At 55.0% G+C, this 18,370-nt stretch carries 16 protein-coding genes; 3 read left to right on the top strand and 13 right to left on the bottom strand.

The features are described 5' to 3' along the window. Positions 1-60: 60 nt before the first annotated feature. Entirely contained in the window at positions 61-630 is a 570-nt protein-coding gene (locus ABIE64_RS00620; RefSeq protein ID WP_354376337.1) for an HdeD family acid-resistance protein, read from the top strand. Here ABIE64_RS00620 and ABIE64_RS00625 read toward each other — a convergent pair. Beyond that, on the bottom strand, positions 627-1,910 hold the full coding sequence (locus ABIE64_RS00625; protein ID WP_354376338.1) for a glycosyltransferase: 1,284 nt from the start codon (positions 1,908-1,910) through the stop codon (positions 627-629). The genes ABIE64_RS00620 and ABIE64_RS00625 overlap by 4 nt on opposite strands. A gap of 79 nt (positions 1,911-1,989) precedes the next feature. After that, a complete protein-coding gene (locus ABIE64_RS00630) occupies positions 1,990-4,776 on the bottom strand; it encodes an ATP-dependent DNA helicase (RefSeq protein ID WP_354376339.1) in 2,787 nt (928 codons plus the stop codon). Between the two features lie 101 nt (positions 4,777-4,877). On the opposite strand from ABIE64_RS00630, the gene ABIE64_RS00635 reads away from it, so the two are divergent. Then, positions 4,878-5,723: an AraC family transcriptional regulator gene (locus ABIE64_RS00635; RefSeq protein ID WP_354376340.1), complete on the top strand. Its 846-nt coding sequence runs from the start codon at positions 4,878-4,880 to the stop codon at positions 5,721-5,723. Positions 5,724-5,728: 5 nt separating this feature from the next. On the opposite strand, the gene ABIE64_RS00640 is transcribed toward ABIE64_RS00635, so the two are convergent. The 6 genes from ABIE64_RS00640 to ABIE64_RS00665 all read right to left on the bottom strand — a co-directional run bounded on the left by ABIE64_RS00640 (position 5,729) and on the right by ABIE64_RS00665 (position 9,642). After that, on the bottom strand, positions 5,729-6,331 hold the full coding sequence (locus ABIE64_RS00640) for a LysE family translocator (RefSeq protein WP_083379442.1): 603 nt from the start codon (positions 6,329-6,331) through the stop codon (positions 5,729-5,731). Between the two features lie 173 nt (positions 6,332-6,504). Next, positions 6,505-6,873, bottom strand: coding sequence for a hypothetical protein (locus tag ABIE64_RS00645; RefSeq protein ID WP_083379441.1), 369 nt, complete (start codon positions 6,871-6,873; stop codon positions 6,505-6,507). A 179-nt stretch (positions 6,874-7,052) separates the two neighbouring features. Next, positions 7,053-7,493 (bottom strand): YqaA family protein, encoded by a 441-nt coding sequence (locus ABIE64_RS00650; protein WP_083379440.1) that lies wholly within the window; start codon positions 7,491-7,493, stop codon positions 7,053-7,055. 64 nt (positions 7,494-7,557) lie between these two features. Then, the gene (locus ABIE64_RS00655) at positions 7,558-7,854 is read right to left on the bottom strand and encodes a putative quinol monooxygenase (RefSeq protein ID WP_071241119.1); all 297 of its coding nucleotides are present in this window, start codon (positions 7,852-7,854) and stop codon (positions 7,558-7,560) included. 181 nt (positions 7,855-8,035) lie between these two features. Next, complete coding sequence (locus ABIE64_RS00660; RefSeq protein ID WP_071240962.1) at positions 8,036-8,461, bottom strand: organic hydroperoxide resistance protein; 426 nt, start codon at positions 8,459-8,461, stop codon at positions 8,036-8,038. A 149-nt stretch (positions 8,462-8,610) separates the two neighbouring features. Beyond that, entirely contained in the window at positions 8,611-9,642 is a 1,032-nt protein-coding gene (locus tag ABIE64_RS00665) for an alpha/beta hydrolase (protein WP_071240961.1), read from the bottom strand. Between the two features lie 258 nt (positions 9,643-9,900). On the opposite strand from ABIE64_RS00665, the gene ABIE64_RS00670 reads away from it, so the two are divergent. Continuing rightward, complete coding sequence (locus ABIE64_RS00670; RefSeq protein ID WP_071240960.1) at positions 9,901-10,356, top strand: MarR family winged helix-turn-helix transcriptional regulator; 456 nt, start codon at positions 9,901-9,903, stop codon at positions 10,354-10,356. 27 nt (positions 10,357-10,383) lie between these two features. Here the strand turns inward: ABIE64_RS00670 and ABIE64_RS00675 are convergent, their stop codons facing one another. From ABIE64_RS00675 to ABIE64_RS00695, 5 genes are all read right to left on the bottom strand, one after another. Then, positions 10,384-10,851 carry a DUF1801 domain-containing protein gene (locus ABIE64_RS00675; protein WP_354376341.1) on the bottom strand — a complete coding sequence of 156 codons (468 nt, stop codon included), beginning with the start codon at positions 10,849-10,851 and terminating at the stop codon, positions 10,384-10,386. Between the two features lie 308 nt (positions 10,852-11,159). Continuing rightward, positions 11,160-11,543 carry an MAPEG family protein gene (locus ABIE64_RS00680; RefSeq protein WP_037991837.1) on the bottom strand — a complete coding sequence of 128 codons (384 nt, stop codon included), beginning with the start codon at positions 11,541-11,543 and terminating at the stop codon, positions 11,160-11,162. 129 nt (positions 11,544-11,672) lie between these two features. Next, the gene (locus ABIE64_RS00685) at positions 11,673-13,487 is read right to left on the bottom strand and encodes a methyl-accepting chemotaxis protein (RefSeq protein WP_354376342.1); all 1,815 of its coding nucleotides are present in this window, start codon (positions 13,485-13,487) and stop codon (positions 11,673-11,675) included. A 191-nt stretch (positions 13,488-13,678) separates the two neighbouring features. Continuing rightward, positions 13,679-15,754 (bottom strand): methyl-accepting chemotaxis protein, encoded by a 2,076-nt coding sequence (locus ABIE64_RS00690; protein ID WP_063092835.1) that lies wholly within the window; start codon positions 15,752-15,754, stop codon positions 13,679-13,681. 170 nt (positions 15,755-15,924) lie between these two features. Further along, positions 15,925-18,369, bottom strand: a complete 2,445-nt coding sequence (locus ABIE64_RS00695) for a two-component system response regulator (protein ID WP_354376343.1) — start codon at positions 18,367-18,369, stop codon at positions 15,925-15,927. Position 18,370 lies beyond the last annotated feature (1 nt).

Raw genomic sequence — 18,370 nt, forward strand, 5'->3', positions numbered from 1 at the left:
TTATACAAACGACGGATCACATTTAAAGAAATCGGTAAATGAAACCAAAGGGACAGATCCATGACACTCGTTGTAAATGACGGCACGCCGGAAATGCGCGCACTTCTGGAAAAGGGACGCAAACGGCTTCGGACTGTCGGGATCGTTCTGCTTTTGCTGGGTATTCTTGCCGTCGCCTTCCCGTTTGCCACGACGATTGCGTTTAAAACCGTGATCGGCTGGTTGTTTATCATCGGGGCTGTCGGGCATTTTTACGGCGCGTGGAATGCCGATACACCAACGCGCCGCTGGATCGATGTGGTGCAAGGTGTTCTGTTTGCGCTTGTTGGTGGGTGGCTGGCGTTTTTCCCGCTGACCGGGATTGTGACCCTGACCGTGTTGCTGGCAATTGCCTTTATCCTGCAAGGATTGCTTGAACTTGCCATGGCGTTCCGGCTCAGCCAGTTTCCCGGCTGGAAATGGCTGCTGTTTTCCGGCGGTATCGCAGTGCTTGCCGGTGTTTTAATATTCGTGGAATTGCCAAGTGCTGCCACTTGGGCGATTGGATTGTTGCTTGGGATTAATCTGATTTCGTCAGGTTTGAGCTATCTGATGGTGTCAATTGCAATGCGAACGGTTACCAAGAGCTAAGCTGCGATTTCTGTGCCGTTCAGGATCAGATCAACCGCCGTAGCAACACCGTTTTCATGCGAAATTTGTTTGGCAATTCGTTTTGCTGTTTCGTGAACCTGTGGTGTTGCCAGAATGTCGCTTATGGCGCTGGCAAGACATTTTGCATCAAGCTTCGATGAGGGGATCAACTGGTGGGCAACGCCGATCGTGTAAAGCCGTTTGGCCCAGAATGGTTGATCGCCAAAGAACGGTACAATAATGGATGGGCATCCCGCCCGTAATGCTGCTGCACACGTTCCGGCCCCCCCATGATGTATGGCGGTCTTTACATGTTTGAACATCCATTCGTGTGGTACTTCCCGAACGGCATAAATGTTGGATGGCCAATCAACATCGGAAGCAATACCGCCCCAACCGGTTGCAATGATTGCCTGGGCATTTGCCTGTTTGACCGCATCAATCAACATTTGGGCGGTCTTTTGCGGATTGGCGGCGGGCATGGAGCCAAACCCGATATAGATCAGTTTTTGACTGTTTTTGATAAAGCTCGTCATTTCGGTGCTTGGCTCGTACAAAGCATCATTTACAAACCAATAGCCCGTGACAGCAGCTTTTTTCGGCCAGTCATTTGGGCGCGCTATGATGGCGTTGCTATAGGCGTTTAGAATCGTGATGGCTCCGAACTTTTGTGATTTTAGGATATCAAATTTCTGATACGGGATGGCTTTATGCCGTTTTGATGCCCAATCGCGGAGGCTGTTGCGCAACGACAGATTAACCAACCCCTTCACAAGCTTCCCTGTCAGAAGGTTATATTTCTGGCAATCCGACATATTGGGAAAGCCGATATGCGGATAGGCACGAGTTGGAATAAGTGCTGGGATCAACTGGGCCAGAATGGCTGGGATTGCAAAATGATCAGCAATTGCCAAGGCGCCAAAGGCTTTTGGATGAAATACTATTTTGTCTGGCCTGAGCCTATTAATGGTTTCAAAAATATCATCAAGAAGCGCACCTTGAAGGTCTCTTCCTTGCGCACGCAATTTTAAGATGCTGCTTATTTTCTTTAGGAATCCGGTGCCCGGATTTGACGCATTCGCAAATTGTGGTTTGCTGGTCAGATTTATTAACGCATCTGTTAAGGGCGCAAATGCGAGGCCGTGTTGTTGCACTAACGATTGGAAGCGCCCGGGGGCGGCAAGTGTAACCATATGGCCGGTTTGTTGTAACCCGTACGCCAAAGCAATGAAGGGCTGGATGTCGCCGCGTGTGCCATAGGTCATCAACAAGATATGCATATCGCGTCCTTCGGCGGAAAATGGGCGTATTGCAAAATCGATTTGTTGTCAGATGTCAGGTGAAGTTGACCCGCACAGATTACTTTAGCAGATTTCCATTGTCGGCGTTTGGCCTTAAAAATGCCCGTGTCTGTTCAATCGCTTCGCGCATGCCGACCCGTTGGACATTGACATCGTCGGGGAACGCACCCAGCAAGCGTGACGGCATCCGGTTATCAAGCAGCACAAATACCCCACGGTCTTCCGCGCGGCGAACAAGGCGACCAAAGGCCTGCTTCATCCGCAGACGGGTCAGCATGTCGTCATAGCGCGCACCATGAAATGCGGCCTTGCGTGCCCGGTGCAGTATATCGGGGCGGGGCCATGGCACGCGATCAAACACGATCAGGCGAAGGCTGTCACCGGGCACATCGACCCCGTCGCGCACCGCATCTGTTCCAAGCAGACAGGCATCGCGTTCCACCCGGAAAATATCGATCAGGGTCGACACATCCATACCGTCAATATGCTGTGCCAGAAGCTGCAACCCGGCGTCGTCAAGCGGCCCGGTCAGGCGGTCATAAACCGCGCGCAAACGGTTGATCGCGGTAAACAGGCCAAGCGCGCCGCCGCCGGACGCCAGAAACAGTTCGCGATAGGCCGCCGCCACATGATCGGGGTTATCACGGCCAAGGTCATTGATGATGAAAACCTTGGTCTGTTTGGCATAGTCATAGGGGCTTTTCATCGCCGCCCGGATCGCAGGCATCGGCATATGAGATGCGCCGGTGCGGTCTTCGGCAACACCCCAGTCAAACATTTCATCGCCCGTGCCGTCGCGGAGCGTGGCCGACGTGATCACCAACCCATGGGCGGAGGGTGCCAAGGCCGCGGTCAGGGGCAATGTGGGGTCGATATGATGGCGGTGCATGCCGACATCGAAATCGCGACCAAACTGCCGTTCGATGGCAAACCAGTCGACAAATTCCGGCGGGGTGGCATCGACAAGGCTTTCAAGCATCCCGCGCCATGCGGCGACCTGCATGATCGCACGCCTTTCAAGCGACCGGATTGCGGCATCAAGGCGCTGCCGTTCATCACTTTCAAGCTCGTCTGCCTTTTCATCTAGCATATGGGCTATGATTTTGATCAGGGCCTTGGCCGGTTTTTCAAGGGCCGCCAAAGCACGGTCAAGATCGGCGGCACTGGCCAGAACCGGGTCAATGGCCGGTTTGCAGTCGGTTTCAATCGAATAACCCCGGTCGCCTTCGGCCGCACGCGCCATCACCTGTGCCCGGACATGGGCAAGGAACAATTCCGCCGGGCCCTTGGCATTTTCGGCCCCGTCATGAATGCGCATCAGCCAGCCCTGTTCGGGCAGGCATTGGGCGGCGACAATCACGGCATTGACCGCATCACGAAGTTCGTCCCGATCCATGATCAGGGTTTCAAGCCGTTGTTTAAGCCCACGCGCGCGCGACTGGCCCTTGTTTTCCGCACCCAGCAACCAGCGGCGTAATTCTGCCCCTTCCTGCCCGGTCAGATGGGCGGAAAAGGCTTTGTCGGCGGCATCAAAAAGATGATGCCCCTCGTCAAAGACATAACGGGTCGGCATTGATGCATCGTCAAGCCCGCCAAGGGCGGCCTGCACCATCACCAGCGCATGATTGGCGACCACGATCTCGGCCGACCTTGCGCGCCGGACGGTTTTTTCAACAAAACAGCGCGAATAATGCGGGCAGGCGGCATAAATGCATTCGCCGCGCTGATCGGCCAATGCACCGGTAAAACGATTGCCGATCAGTTCGGTCAGCCATGCCGGGAAATCACCGCCGACCATATCGCCATCGCGCGTTTGCGATGCCCAGCGCGCCATAAGCCCCAGCGGGATCGCCTGATGGGGCTGTTGCGCCAGCGGTCTTTGGGCTTCTTCGAAATTCAGAAGGCACAGGTAATTTTCGCGGCCCTTGCGCACGACCGCCTTCAGGCGTTTGTCCTTGGGATCATCATAAAGACGGTTCAGTTCCTGATCGATCTGACGTTGCAGGTTGCGGGTATAGGTTGAAATCCAAACCGCCCCGTCATTCTTTTGTGCCCAGATCGAGGCCGGGGCGACATAACCCAGCGTCTTGCCCGTCCCGGTCCCTGCCTCGGCCAGGACGATATTGGGCGTGCCTTCGGCGGTGCGGGGCGCGAAGGCCGAACAGACGGCGGATGCATAATCGGCCTGTTGCGGGCGTTCTTCCGCCCCTTCGCCCAGAAGCTTTTTCAGCCGTTCGCGGGCATCCTTGGGATCGACCGGGTTGTTGCCGGGTGGCGGTGGCGGGGCATGTTCGGCCCATTCGCCCATTTTCTTCCAGACCTTAAGACCTTCATAGACGGCAAATTTATGCGGGCCGTTGCCATCGGCACCAAGGGCCGCCAGAACCGGCACGCCCCACATCCAATGCCCGCGTGCCATCGGCCATGCAATGGAAAGTGCACGTGCGCGCTTTTCACGCGGCAGGGTGGCAAGTTCCTGCAACAATCGTTTCATCGCCTCGGCCAACGCTTCGGCCTGTCCGATCAGATCATCAGACGCCCGCTGCCCGGTCGCCATGGCAAGCCCGCGTGGGGTAGGGACGCAAAACTGCGCCGGGCGGACAAAGGCAAACAGTTCCAAAAGGTCATGGGCCGGAAACGGATCGGATTTCATCCGCCTTGCCGATGCCGGGGTATGAACCAATATCGGGCGTTGGGATCGTGCCCGTTTGGCCGCCGCCCCATGCGGCAATTCTTCTATTTCCCCGTCGGGCGAGAGGAAAACAGCATGACGCAATCCGACGACCATGACGGGTGCGTCGGGTGGCATGAATTTCGGCGTGGGATCAGAACGATCATCGAACATTTGGGGGACTATAATCAGGTCGGGCCACTGGTGCCACCGGTGAAATTATCCTATCTTCGGATTTTCGCGTTTTCATTCCCAAAGATGGTGCGGGCGTTTCAATGGGCAAGGCAAAATCAGATAAGCAGTGTTTCTGGCGCGATGCCGGTTTGCCGTTTGTCGAATTGCGCCGCGTCAATGACGGGCGGGGTGTTTGCTATGAACGCCACAGCCACGACACGTTTTCAATCGGCATCGTCAAGGGCGGGCGCAGTACCTATTGGAATCGGGGCAAGGTCCATGAAACCGGCAAGGGATCGGTTGTGGTACTGAACCCTGAGGATGTGCATGGCTGCAACCCGGTGCCGGGTGGGGGATGGTGTTATGACATGCTGTTTGTCGATCCGGCGTGGCTTCTGGATCTGCAGGTGGAAATCGATGCCGATGCCGCCGGGCGGTTTGCGATGTTTTCCGACACCATCAGCCATAGTCCAATGCTGTATTCCGGCCTGCAAAGCCTTGCCGATACATTGATCGACCCTGATTGTGACCGGCTGGCCAAGGAAAGCACGATGGTATCGTTCTTTGCTGATCTGCATGTGGCGCTTGATCGGCGCGGTATCTTGCGTGGGGGTGGCGGTGCGACGGATAAAAACAAAATGGGCCGGGTTGCAGATTATATCCGGGCCTATTACGCCGAAGACGTCAATCTGGATGACCTTGCCGGGGTGATCGGGGTTTCGCGATCCTATCTGGTGCGCGCGTTCAAAAAGGCACATGGCATGACGCCCTATGCCTTTCTGATCAATTGCCGGGTGCAGAAGGCGCGCCATGCCCTAAAGCGTGGGGAGCGGATTGTTGACGTTGCCCTTGATTGCGGCTTTGCCGATCAGGCGCATTTTCAACGGGTTTTCAAACGCCTGATGGCGACCACGCCGCGCCATTATGCGATGGCGCATGTCGCCTGAGCCAATCAGGTGACGATCAGATAGGCCGCACTTGCGACCAGTAGCAATGCCATGATCCGGTTAAACAGCCGGATATGGGCGGCATCGTTTAAAAATCGGCCGAGAAACGCCCCGGCATAGGCCCAGCAGGCGACCGAGGCAAAACAGACCGCGAAATAAAGGACTGTGAATTCCCAGACCAGTGCCGGCGCACCATTGGCGGCATAGGCCCCCATGCCTGCAACCGCGGCAAGCCAAGCCTTGGGGTTAACCCATTGCAGCAATGCGCCGGTGATCATCGATGGTCCCTTGTCCGCGCGCGTTTTGCCCAATTCGCCCGATGTGGTGGCAAGCTTGAAGGCCATGAACAGCAAAAACGCCACCCCGGCCCATTGAATGACTGTCGTCAGGTTGGGAAAAATCACCAGCAATTCATGCAGGCCCAACCCGATCAGAAGCAATAACAGGCAAAAGCCGCTGGTCGCGCCGAACACAAGTCGCAGGCTGGGTCGAAAGCCGTAATGGACCCCGGAGCTGAGGATCAGGATATTGACCGGGCCGGGCGTGATCGAGGCGGCAAGCGCGAAGGCAGCCATCGACAGATAAAGGCTTGGGGCGGCGGCAAGCATGGGTTGGCGATCCTTTTAGTGGCTTTGCTGGATGCAACAATGCGCCGCAGGTCTTGGGGTTTATTGAACGATATTGCCCTGCCGGTTGTGATCGCCCATAAAAAAAACGGCATCCGGGAGTTGGCCCGGATGCCGTCTTGGACGGATCAATTACCTCGGGGGAGGAGATCCGCTTAGTTTTCTGTCAGTTTCATCAACTGACTTGCACAGGCGTCGGCGATTTCCGTGGTCGGGGCATCATTGCCAGGCATGGTGGCCCAGCCTTGAGCTGCGACGAAATCATCACGCTTGTAGGAGCTTTCCTCTTTAAGGGCTGCAAGCTGCATGGTCTGATTGGTGGGGGTCTGGGTTTTGAACTGCGCAACACAAATCGGGGCGAGGGCGGTAATGACCGCATCCTTGCTTTGCGTGTTGGCCATTTCGGTTGCGGTGCTGCCCGAAACGACCCAGCTTGCGCTAAAGCCGATGATCGTGATGGCAACGGCACCGATAACACCGCCCCAGATTGCGGGTTTTACCCAGACTGGAATTTCCATATTCATAATATACTCCCATTCATTTTGTGAAATTTATAAATAATTGCTCGTTTTTATTTCACTCAATGAAATCATGGGGGCACCATTTTAGCAAATTAACTATATTTTTATATAATTGATGTGGCTATTGTGTTTTCGACAATTTGCGCGTTTCGATTTTATTGTGTATTTTGTTTTGATGAATATTATGAATATCCAAGTAGGTTGGCGATCCAGCCCGCGCCACCGGCAATCATTGCATATCGTGCCGCCTTGCCAATCGTCACCAGCACGATAAAGGGCAAAAAGCGCACCCGCATGACACCGGCAAAGAGTGTTAGCGGATCCCCGATTATCGGCAGCCACGCCAGCAAAAGCGACCAAAGCCCGTATTTGCCAAACCAGTGTGAGGCACGATCAAGGGCATCTGGCGATACCGGGAACCATCGCCGATCCTTGAAATGATCGATATACAGTCCAAGCCCCCAGTTGACGCACGAGCCCAGAACATTCCCCGCCGTCGCGACGACAACCAGCCACCACGCCGCATGATCACCCGATGCGACAAGGGCTGCCAAGGCCACCTCGGACGTGCCAGGCAGTATGGTGGCGGATGTCAATGCCGACAGAAACAAGGCGAAAAGCACGGATAAAGGTCCCGTTCTGGTCAAATGGGCTAGATCAGGCGAAGGCAGGAATTAAGTTCAGGCTTCAGGATTTAACGGTGAATTTCTGAAGGCTGATAGGTTCTGCCAGTAATTCATCGCCAAGGGCGCCAAAGGCGCGCAGGTATGGTGTTTCAAAATGAAGGGCGAGGTCTTCGTCAGAGCGCCAGTTTTCATAAGCCATCCAGATCGCCGGGTCTTCGTTGGATTGATGAATATCGTAACTGATGCAACCTTCTTCGGCGCGCGACGGTTCGACAAGTGCCAGAAGCTGTTTGCCAAGTTCGGCTTCCTTGCCCGGTTTGGCGCGTGCGATGGCAAGAACGGTAAGCTTGGTGGTCATCAATGTTTCCCATGAAATTTTTGCGGTATTTTTGCTGCCACGGATCATCAGGGCAGAGGCCGCATCGGGCAACTGTTAAATGCCGACAAATAAAAGCCCGGTGCAGGGGAGATGCACCGGGCTTGGCTTCGGCATATACGGATCAGGGGAGGTTCCGTGCCGAAGAAGGGCCGTTTTTCGATCAGGCGATGTGCGAGGTTACATCGACATTGCCGCGGACCGAGTTGGAATACGGGCAGATTTTGTGGGCTTCTTCGACCAGCTTTTCAGCATCGGCCTTATCAAGGCCCGGCAGCGAGATATGCAGGTCAACCGCAAGGCCGAAACCGCCAGCCGCACGCGGGCCGATGCCGACAACAGCCTTGACCGAAACATCAGACGGAACTTTCGGGCCGCCCTGGGAGGAGACGAATTTCATCGCGCCGATGAAACAAGCCGAGTAACCCATTGCGAAAAGCTGTTCGGGGTTGTTGCCTTCGCCACCTGCACCGCCGAGTTCTTTCGGCGTGGTCAGTTTGACATCGAGGCTGCCGTCTTCGGTTTTCGCACGGCCGTCACGGCCACCGGTTGCACTTGCTGTTGCGCGGTATTTGACATCTACAGACATGGTTTTCTTCCTTTGTTTGAACGTGATGGTTCTAAGGTTTCGATAACCCGGCTGATCAGGGCGTTGGTTCGGTTAGTGCCCCAGATGATATGTCGCCGGGTGGGTGGGGGCGCAACCGCGCCCCCGAAAGAAGTTGCAGAAAGTTCAGGTTATTCGCCGTAGAAGGCGTTCTTCAAAAACTGGCTGGCCTGGGCGGTTGCGGCCTTGGCAGCCGGGGTGTCGGCGATGGCATTGAGCATGACGAAATCATGGATCGTGCCGTTGTAGCGAACCGTGGTGACATCCACCCCGGCCTGGCTGAGTTTGCGGGCATAAGCTTCGCCCTCGTCACGCAGCACGTCGTTTTCATCGGTGATGATCAGGGCAGGTGCCTGTCCGGCCAGCAATTCCTGCGGGGCGTGGATCGGCGTTACTTTCGGATCGGTGCGGTCCGTACCTTCGGGCAGGTACTGGTTCCAGAACCATTCCATTGCCGCCTTGGTCAACCACGGGCCATTGGCAAACTCGGTATAAGAGCCATTTTCAAAATTCGCATCGGTCACCGGATAGAACAGGACCTGGGCGATGATTTCAGGGCCTTTGCGCTGCTCGGCCAACAAGGAAACAACCGCGGTCATGTTGCCACCGACACTGTCCCCGGCAATCGCCAGTCGGGTCGGATCAACGTTAAGCTGTTCACTGTGTTCGGCGACATATTTGGTCACTGCATAATCCTGTTCAATCGCGATCGGGTATTTGGCTTCGGGTGAACGTTCATAATCAACGAAGACGACAACTGCATTTGCCTGTACGGCGATTTCGCGGATCAGACGGTCGTGGGTTTCCTTATCCCCCAGAACCCAGCCGCCACCGTGGAAGTAGACGACAACCGGCAGGCGGTCGGTGTTGCCTTCGGGGCGGACGATCCGGACCCGGGTTTCGCCGGTCGGACCGACAGGGAAGACGGTATCGGTAACATCGGCGGCGCGTTTTGCAATCGGGCCTGCCTGCGCACCGGCCAGAACATTGCGGGCATCAGCCGGGCTGAGCGTGTAGATCGGCGCACCGCCCGAAGCGGTCAGAGCATTGATGAAGTTCTGGGTGTTATTTTCGAGAACCGGATTTGCCAGTGCGGTCGTGGTGGCCAAGGTTGCTGCCAGAGCAAATGCAGCGGAGGCAACAGTCGTTTTGAATGTATTCATGATCTTGTTCCTTTTGGCTGTCTGGATGGTGCCGCTGTGCGGCGTTTTCCGTTTCGATGATTATGAGATAGCATACGATTTAATCGTGTACGATATAAATTTGAGAACATGAGCTATGCAATTAAATCGCTTGTAATTAAATCGTGCGCGATATATTAATGTGGGTTTGATTTGAAATCAGCCGTGTTACGAGCCACAGAAGCAGCTCCCAGTGACTGCCAGTCGGCCCGGCCCGATAGGACAAAGGAGAACGCCACTATGGACAATCATGATAACAATCCGCTCAGGCTTGAAAACTTCCTGTGCTTTTCTGTCTATGCGGCCAGTCATGCGTTTAACCGTATCTATAAACCGCTTCTTGACGCGCTTGAGCTCACCTATCCGCAATATCTGGTGATGGTGACCCTGTGGGAGGAGGATGATCAGCCGGTTCGCAGCATTGGTGAAAAGCTGTTTCTGGAATCCAGCACCTTGACGCCTTTGCTTAAACGGCTTGAGGCGGCGGGACTGGTTAAACGTACCCGTGATCCAAAGGATGAACGTTCCGTACGTATTACCCTGACAGCAGAGGGCAGGGAATTGCGGCAAAAGGCACTTGATGTACCGCGTTGTGTTGGCGAGGTGGCGGAACTTGATCTTTCGACAATCAAACGCCTGATCGATGATCTGGGCCAGTTGCGTGACAATCTTGAGGCAAATGCATCGCGGAAATAGCGATGAAAACGTTCAAGCAAGCGGCGACTAGCGTTTGGGTGTCGGTTTGCGCCGGTCCTGATGATAAGTCAGCGCCCAGCCAAGCACGGTTTTAATTGCTTCTTCGGGAAACGGGCGATCCAGCGCAAGCAGGATCGCCCGATTTCCTTGGCATTCCAGAACCCCGTCAAAATGGCTACGGGCCCGATCAATCAGGTCGGTCTGGCAGTTGACGTAAATGGCGATCCGGTCAGGTGACTTTGGTTTCCAGTCGGCCCGGATGGTCGTCCCCGACCCGGAGGGCGTTACCCATGCCGGTTCCCCCCATTTCAGGGTTTCCGTAATCATCCCAATAGGGATATTTGCCGCCAGTTCGAAAATCCACCCGCGAATTGTCATTAACGCCGAGCGGGCATCGTCGGGATAGCATGCGAATTTGGTCGAAAGGTCAGCGGCCAGTTTGGGAATCGTGCCGGGGTCAGAGCGGCTTATTCCGAAGGATTGCGTCTGGTTCATATTCCGCCTGGCATCCGATGCATCAGCCAGACATCATAGCGCAGAAAAAGAAAGGGCGCGATGTCCTGGTGGAAATCGCGCCAAGTTTGCTGTCAGGGACAGCAGGGAGGCATACATCAAGGTTCAGATTGTCTGCGAGAACAGGAAACCACGGAATGCAGCCACCGGCATATCCCCATATGAGGAGGTTAAAAGCATATCGCGTATTTCGTCGAAGATGGCGGGATGCGATCCGGGCATGGAAAAGGCTGCAAGCCGGAACTTGCAGCCTTGTAGGGGACTGGTCCCAGAGCGGGGCCGGTTTTTATCTAGATGCTTTGGATCAGAAGCCAGATGGCAGCGCAGAACATGACGGCATGCTGTATCAGCATGGAGGGGGCGACCAAGGCAATTGATGCGGTCAGGGTGCCCCAGGCGTGAAGAATCCGTGCGACAATGAAGGCCGCGGCAACCAGCCAGATGATGTCAGACGTTGCCAGAACAGCCTCGAGTGCGAGCACGACAAGAATACAGAAAGGCGCATTTTCGATGAAATTGCCATGCGCGCGTATCCGGCGTTGCAGGGCTTCGTCACCACCATCGCCACGGGCCAGTTTAAGGTCGCGGCGCCGCAAGGAAACATTCAGACTAAGAGCGATCAGCATTAGGGCAAAAATGCCAGTCAGGCAGACGGTAACGGTGATCGGCAGCATGTGCATGGTCCTTTTACGCGTTGGGATGAAACAGCTTTGCCTGATTGGCGGGGCGATGCAAGAGGCTGCATGCAAACAGGCCGGAAATATCCGGCCTGTGCTTGGATCGGTTTGTCTGACTCTGCGGTGTTATTCGGCGGCGCGAAGCATGGTGGTCTGATATTGCCCCGATTTGCTTGTGGCTTCCGGGCTATCGCCCTGCACGCGCTTCATCGCGGTGATGAAGTCGCTGATCTTGCTGTTCAGGAAACCGGCCTGATGGGCGGTATGATCGGCATTTTCGTGCACCGTGATCGCGCTGTTGCCGACATCGGTAACACTGGATTGAATCGTGGTGACATTTTCCGAAACCCGTTTGGCACTTTCAGAGACGAAATCAACATTGCGGGCAATTTCGCGTGTTGTGGCGTTCTGTTCTTCGACGGCGCCGACAATGGCTGTGACATAATCATCAATGCTGTTGATCACGGTGCCGATATTGGTGATGGCATCGGTTGAATTGCGCGACACGCTTTGAATGCGCTCGATCTTGCGGGTGATTTCATCGGTGGCCTTTGCCGTCTGATTGGCAAGGCTTTTGACCTCGCCCGCGACGACCGCAAATCCTTTGCCCGCGTCACCGGCACGTGCGGCTTCGATCGTGGCGTTAAGCGCAAGAAGGTTGGTCTGATCGGCAATCTGGGTAATCAGTTGCACGACTTGCCCGACTTCATTGGCAACTTCCTGCAAGTTGCGCATTTCGGTCTGCGAGGTATTGGAGTGATCGACCGCATTGCGTGCGATGCCGGAAAATTGTGTGATTCGGGATGATATTTCGTCAATGGCGGCAACCATTTCCTCGGTCGCGGCACTTAACGACTGCGCACTTGCCGAAGATTCCTCGGCTTCGGTTGCAACGGCCCCGGCAAGCATTCCGGCCTGTGAGCTTTGGGTTTGCATGTTTTGGGCGCGCGCCAGAACATCGTTCGCGCTTTTGACGATATCAGCGAAGGTTTCAACAAGGGTTTCGCAGAATTCCCTGACCAGTCGGTCTGTTTCAGCCCGGCGCGTTGCATCAAGTGCGCGCAGCTGTTCCTGTCTTGCTTCAAGTTCGCGGGCCTTGACCATATCGGCTTGGAATACCCGCATCGCATCGGCCATCTCGCCGACTTCATCGCGGAAGGCGGAAACCGGCACCGGTGTATCAAGTTTACCTTTTGCCAGATCGCCCAGAGCTTCTGTCAGGCGATGCAACGGACGGGTAATCGACCGTCCCAAAAGCCACGCCAAAAGTATGCCTGATACGAGCGCAAAGCCTGATAAAGCGGTGATCAGAGTTTTGCCCATGCGTTCGTCTTCCAACGCCTTGTTCATTGACAGCTGGGTGTAGTTAGCGACTTCGGAAAGGAGGGCTTCAATGGCAGTATCCAAGTCATTCTGCAATTTCTCGGTTGCGATGACCGCGTCTTTGACTTCCGCTGGATTGGCGCCGTTATCAAGAGCCCTGAAAATGTCTGTGACACTTGCTTCATATTTGTGATGATCTGCCTCGATACGGGCAAGGGCTGCTTCTACTGCGGCAAATTCCGCACGATCCGAATCGTTTGTAATCTGTTCAAGATATGATTTGACCATGCGCCTTGCTTCAGCAAGTTCCGCATCGGACTGTTTGGCGAGTTCTTCGAAATGATCGCTGACGCTGGTCTCGCTTTCGCTATGGGCGTTAACGTTGCGATAACGCAGCGATTTTTCCATCAGGATGGCTTGTTCAAGCTGATGCTGCGTGATTTTTTCAAGCATCAGTGTCAGAGGCAGGTCGCGCGCGGTAACCTGTTCCAGTTCGTTGCCGATCACGGTCATTTTGTATATGGCAATGCCGCCAAGCAAACCCGCAGTAAGCAGCAACCAGCCAGCCAGACTGTACAGGCGCTGTGAAATATTTGACTTCCACACCCATCCAAGCATTTTCTTCCCTCGCGACAAAATGCATACGACGATTCCACTTGGGATCAATCTATTGCTGTTCAAGCTATTCAAAAGGGTGGTGTTTCGATATCCCCATTTGGGGAGGGAGCTATTGGAATCTAGCGGGTTAGCCCATGAAAAAGGACGACATCCGAAAATGTCGTCCTTGTTGGTTTTCGTGCCGAGAATGATTAGATGTTACGCAACCGCTCAAGGAAGTTTTTGACCTGTGTATCAAGGTTGCGGGCCTGTTCGGCCAGTTCGGTTGCCCCGGCCTGCACGTTGGAAGCGGCGTCGCCGGTTTGCTGGGACGTATTGCGTACGATCCCGATTGAGGAGGATACTTCGTTGGTGCCTGCTGCGGCCTGCTGGACATTGCCCGAAATTTCGGCCGTGGCAGCGCCCTGTTGTTCTACCGCGGCGGCAATTGCACCGGTGATTTCATTGATGTTGGAAATTGTTTCAGTGATCTTTTCAATCGCGCCGACGGTATTGTGGGTTTCGGACTGGATCGATCCGATCTGCTGGGCGATTTCCTCTGTCGCCTTGGCGGTCTGATTGGCAAGGTTTTTGACCTCGCTTGCGACGACCGCAAAGCCTTTACCCGCTTCACCCGCGCGGGCGGCCTCGATGGTGGCGTTCAGGGCCAGAAGGTTGGTCTGGGACGCGATATCATTGATCAGGCTGACAACCTGACCGATGCGGTCAGCGGCTTCGGCAAGGCCGGTGACCATGGCGTTGGCGCGTGATGCTTCGTCGACCGCATTGTTGGCGATTTCAGAAGAACGTGCGACTTGGGAACTGATTTCCTGAATGGAGGCAGAAAGTTCCTCGCTCGCCGAAGCGACGGTCTGGACATTTGCACTGGCCTCGTCGGCAGCCGCAGCAACCACGGTTGCCTGTTCCGAGCTTTCGTTCGCGGCACGGCGCATCTGGCGCGATACTTTTTCCATATCGCCAGCACTGTCAGTGACATGAACAACGATGGAGCCGACCGACTTTTCAAATTCGTCGGCCATCTGCAGGCGGGTGCGGTTGCGTTCTTCGCTGGCGCGATGTTCGGCTTCGCGTTTGTCGCGCTCGGCCTGCTGCATACCCGCGGATGCTTCTTTGAAGGCTTCGAGCGCCTTGGCAATCGCACCAATTTCGTCGGACCGGTCATGATAGGGGACGGTGACGTTGAAATTGCCCTTTTCCAGGTCGGCAATCACCCCGGCAACACGGGTCATCGGGCGGGCGACCATGGCGTTGGTCGACAGCAGGATCACCGCGATCACAACGATCAAAAGTACCACACCACCGATCAGGGTTGCATTGCGCAGGTCATCGGCTGGGGCATAAACGGTGGCAAGCGGCACGTTGACGACTACGCCCCACTGGTTGGCATAACCTTCAATGGCGACCGGAACGATCAGGTGCATGACTTCGCCATCGTCAATCTGACCGGACTGGCCCGACTTCATCGCTTCAAGAATGGCCGCGTCGGTTGGATTGGCGACATCAAGTTTGGTGCCGCGGATATCGGGGTTTTCATGGGCAACCCATGTGCCCTGTGCGGAAACAAGATTGACGGTGCCGGTGCCAAACGGGGCCAGTTCGGCAAACCGTTCCGACAGCGCATTCAGTTCAAGATCGACACCCATAACACCAAGAAACTTTCCGCCACTGTCCTGCACCGGATAGACAAACGATGTCAGAACCACATCGCGGCCCTGAATGTCATAGGTAATCGCATCGGTCAGGTAGGGCTTATTGGTGCGTTTCGGTTCGGTGTAATATTCATTGACCTCCGGGTTATCGAGCCCGGTCAGGTGATAGGGGGTAATGCCGCCACCGAAGTTATAATAATAGGTGACATATTTTCCGCTGCCGTCGCCGAATGGTTCGCCTTCGCCCTTGTAATCGGCATCCTTGCCGTCAAGGGCGTTGGTTTCAAATCCGGACCACGCCCCGGCAAGGGACGGGTTGTCCATCAGGGTGCGATTGAGGATTTCGTTATAGGCCTTGCGGTCTGCTCCGCCCTGTTCACGAAGTGCGCGAAAGGCACCTGCAAGGTTTTTGGCAACCAGCATCCCGCCATTCAGCACCCGGCTGGCCTGTTCGGCATGGAACTGGCCAACGGCACGAGCTTCGCCCACGGTCAGCTCTTCGGTTGTTTTGCCGGTCTGGACAGTTTGAAGGAAGATGCCGACGATCAGGCAGAAGGCAATTGCGAGTGCACTGACGCAGGTCAGCTTGGCACCAAGAGACATATTGGAAAATCGCATTAAAGGTCCCCCTCAGATAAGCTTATACCTCTGAAGTAAGTCTGACGGTCCTTCCCTGTGCCGCCTTATTCAAGGGTTTGGCGACTTTGATCGGGAAACACTACCACGTAGCCTATACTTTAGATAAGTGGGAATTATCTGTTCAGGTGGCAATAAAAGGTGGGATTGTTTTATGAAATTTTCGTGCTTGAGTGGCTGGACTTGAAAAGTTGTTCGGCGGGGACCGGTTTACTGAACAGGAAACCCTGCAATTCGTTACAGCCCTGCCTATGCAGGAAATCACGTTGGGCGGTTGTTTCGACCCCTTCGGCAGTGACTTTGAGGCCAAGGGTCCGTGCCATGGCAATCATGGCTTCGGCAAGGGCGGCATCATCGGTATTTTGCGGAATGCCTTTGATAAAGGCGCGATCAATTTTGATGCGTTCAATCGGCAGGCTTTTGATGGACCGCAAACACGAATAACCCGTGCCGAAATCATCAATCGCGACCGATACGCCAACCGCGCGCAATTCATGCAGGGTATCGATCATGATATCTTCGTCCTGGATCATGCTTTCGGTGACTTCAATCTCCAACCATTTCGGATCAAGTCCGGTATTGGCCAGAACAGTTTGCACCGTTTTGGCAAAGCCCGGTGTGCGCATCTGGCGGACCGAAACATTGACCGCGATGCGTATCGGATCAAAGCCTTCATCTTGCCAGCGGCGCGCCTGTGCGCAGGATTCTTCAAGAACCCATTGGCCGATTTCGACAATCAACCCGCTTTGTTCCGCAATCGGGATGATTTCCGCCGGACCAAGAATGCCATTTTGGGGATGGTTCCACCGAATCAGGGTTTCGGTCCCGGTCATTTCACCGGTTTTTGCATCGACTTGCGGCTGATAATAAAGGGTCAGCTCACCCTTTTCCAGACCGCGACGCAATTCCAGGCTGCGCGTCATATAGTGCGTGGCACTTTCGGTCATTTCCGATTTATAAAACGCATAGGTGCGCCGCCCCTGATCCTTGGCGGCATACATTGCCGTGTCGGCCAGCCGGATCAGATCCTGCGGTGAATGGGCGTTTTCGGGATAAAGGGCAATGCCGATGCTGGCCGATAATGTCAGTTCATGGCCGACAATATAGAACGGCTTTTGCAGTTCATGAATGATGTGGCTGGCAAGGTTGCCTGCGGCGGCCTCGCTATGCATGTTTTCGCGGATAATCAGGAATTCGTCCCCGCCAAGGCGCGCGATGGTATCGGTTCGATCGGTCAGTGCCTTGATACGGGTCGCAACAATCAGCAAAACCTGATCACCGGCGGCATGGCCAAGTGTATCGTTAATATTCTTGAAGTCATCAAGATCAAGGAACAGGCAGGCGACCACCGATCCGGTACGTTCGCAGCGTTCAATCGCACGGTTCAGCCGGTCGGTAGCCAGAAGCCGGTTGGGCAGGCCCGTGAGGCCGTCATACTGGGCCAGATAATGCAGTTCCTGTTCGGCCTGTCGGATGGCGGTGCGATCCGAAATCATCGCAACGAAATGGGTCAGGACACCATCGTCGTCCTCGACCGCGATGATCTGCATCATGATGGAAATCGGATTGCCCGACATGTCGCGGGTTTCGATTTCGCGGTGCCAGTGGCGGCGTGTGCGCAGCGTATGGAACAGTTCCTGATAAAAGGCGGGCGGGAAGGCCTCTGGCACGATCATATAGGGCGGGCTGCCGACAACGTTCATCGGGTCTGCGCCTGTGATCTGGCAATAGGCGCGGTTGGCGCTGGTGATGTTCAGGTCCGGGTCCAGTATCAGAATGCCATCCTGGGTGGTTTCAAAAACTGTCATCGCCTGACGGAGCTTGTCATTGGTCAGACGTTGATCGGTAATGTCCTGCATCACGCCTATGATGCGCTGGGTGCCCTTGCGGTCATTGATATAGGACTTGCCGCGTGCGCGGAACCAGCTTTGGGTGCCTTCGCTTTGCTGGCCGCGGAAAACGACGTCATAGAATTCGCCATGCAGAACGGCATATTCGAATGCCTTGCGGACCATGTCGCGATCATCGGATGCAACACGATGCAGAAAATCTTCCCAGCTTTCGGTGATTGTTTCTGCACTTTGATTTTCGTCGGGTAAAAACTGCGCCAGACCGGTGCTGTGCATTTTGCGGGTACTGACATCCACCTCCCAGCAGCTCATGCGGGCAGCATGCATGGCAAGCGACAACCGTTCCTGACTTTCACGAAGGGCGAGTTCTACCTCGCGGCGTTCCAGTGCCATCTGGATTGTCGCGTGCAGTTCACGTTCTGAAAACGGTTTTAACAAAAAGCCATAGGGCCGGGTTTGGCGCGCCCGTTCAAGGGTTGTATCCTCGGAATAAGCCGACAGATAGATGATCGGGATCATCAGATGTTCGGGGATGCCCGCCGCGGTTTCAATGCCGTCAATATCGCCGTCGATGCGGATATCCATCAGAATGATGTCAGGCGCATCGGTTTCAATCGCTTTCAAGGCATTGATACCGGCACTATGGACCGATGTCCGGTCATAGCCGAGCCGGGCAAGCTGTTGACGCAAATGCAGTGCGACGATCCGTTCATCTTCGACAATCATCACATGGATCGGCTTGCGCATG

Source organism: Thalassospira sp. MBR-102 (assembly GCF_040549275.1).
Taxonomy (GTDB): Bacteria; Pseudomonadota; Alphaproteobacteria; order Rhodospirillales; family Thalassospiraceae; genus Thalassospira; species Thalassospira xiamenensis.

Excerpts from the sequence above, each read along its gene's own strand:
- ABIE64_RS00665 (WP_071240961.1), bottom strand. The coding sequence starts at position 9,642 with ATGAATACATTCAAAACGACTGTTGCCTCCGCTGCATTTGCTCTGGCA.
- ABIE64_RS00630 (WP_354376339.1), bottom strand. The coding sequence starts at position 4,776 with ATGTTCGATGATCGTTCTGATCCCACGCCGAAATTCATGCCACCCGAC.
- ABIE64_RS00695 (WP_354376343.1), bottom strand. The coding sequence starts at position 18,369 with ATGCGCAAGCCGATCCATGTGATGATTGTCGAAGATGAACGGATCGTC.
- ABIE64_RS00685 (WP_354376342.1), bottom strand. The coding sequence starts at position 13,487 with ATGCTTGGATGGGTGTGGAAGTCAAATATTTCACAGCGCCTGTACAGT.
- ABIE64_RS00640 (WP_083379442.1), bottom strand. The coding sequence starts at position 6,331 with ATGCTTGCCGCCGCCCCAAGCCTTTATCTGTCGATGGCTGCCTTCGCG.
- ABIE64_RS00645 (WP_083379441.1), bottom strand. The coding sequence starts at position 6,873 with ATGAATATGGAAATTCCAGTCTGGGTAAAACCCGCAATCTGGGGCGGT.
- ABIE64_RS00620 (WP_354376337.1), top strand. The coding sequence starts at position 61 with ATGACACTCGTTGTAAATGACGGCACGCCGGAAATGCGCGCACTTCTG.
- ABIE64_RS00635 (WP_354376340.1), top strand. The coding sequence starts at position 4,878 with ATGGGCAAGGCAAAATCAGATAAGCAGTGTTTCTGGCGCGATGCCGGT.
- ABIE64_RS00675 (WP_354376341.1), bottom strand. The coding sequence starts at position 10,851 with ATGAACCAGACGCAATCCTTCGGAATAAGCCGCTCTGACCCCGGCACG.
- ABIE64_RS00660 (WP_071240962.1), bottom strand. The coding sequence starts at position 8,461 with ATGTCTGTAGATGTCAAATACCGCGCAACAGCAAGTGCAACCGGTGGC.
- ABIE64_RS00625 (WP_354376338.1), bottom strand. The coding sequence starts at position 1,910 with ATGCATATCTTGTTGATGACCTATGGCACACGCGGCGACATCCAGCCC.
- ABIE64_RS00670 (WP_071240960.1), top strand. The coding sequence starts at position 9,901 with ATGGACAATCATGATAACAATCCGCTCAGGCTTGAAAACTTCCTGTGC.
- ABIE64_RS00690 (WP_063092835.1), bottom strand. The coding sequence starts at position 15,754 with ATGCGATTTTCCAATATGTCTCTTGGTGCCAAGCTGACCTGCGTCAGT.
- ABIE64_RS00655 (WP_071241119.1), bottom strand. The coding sequence starts at position 7,854 with ATGACCACCAAGCTTACCGTTCTTGCCATCGCACGCGCCAAACCGGGC.
- ABIE64_RS00680 (WP_037991837.1), bottom strand. The coding sequence starts at position 11,543 with ATGCTGCCGATCACCGTTACCGTCTGCCTGACTGGCATTTTTGCCCTA.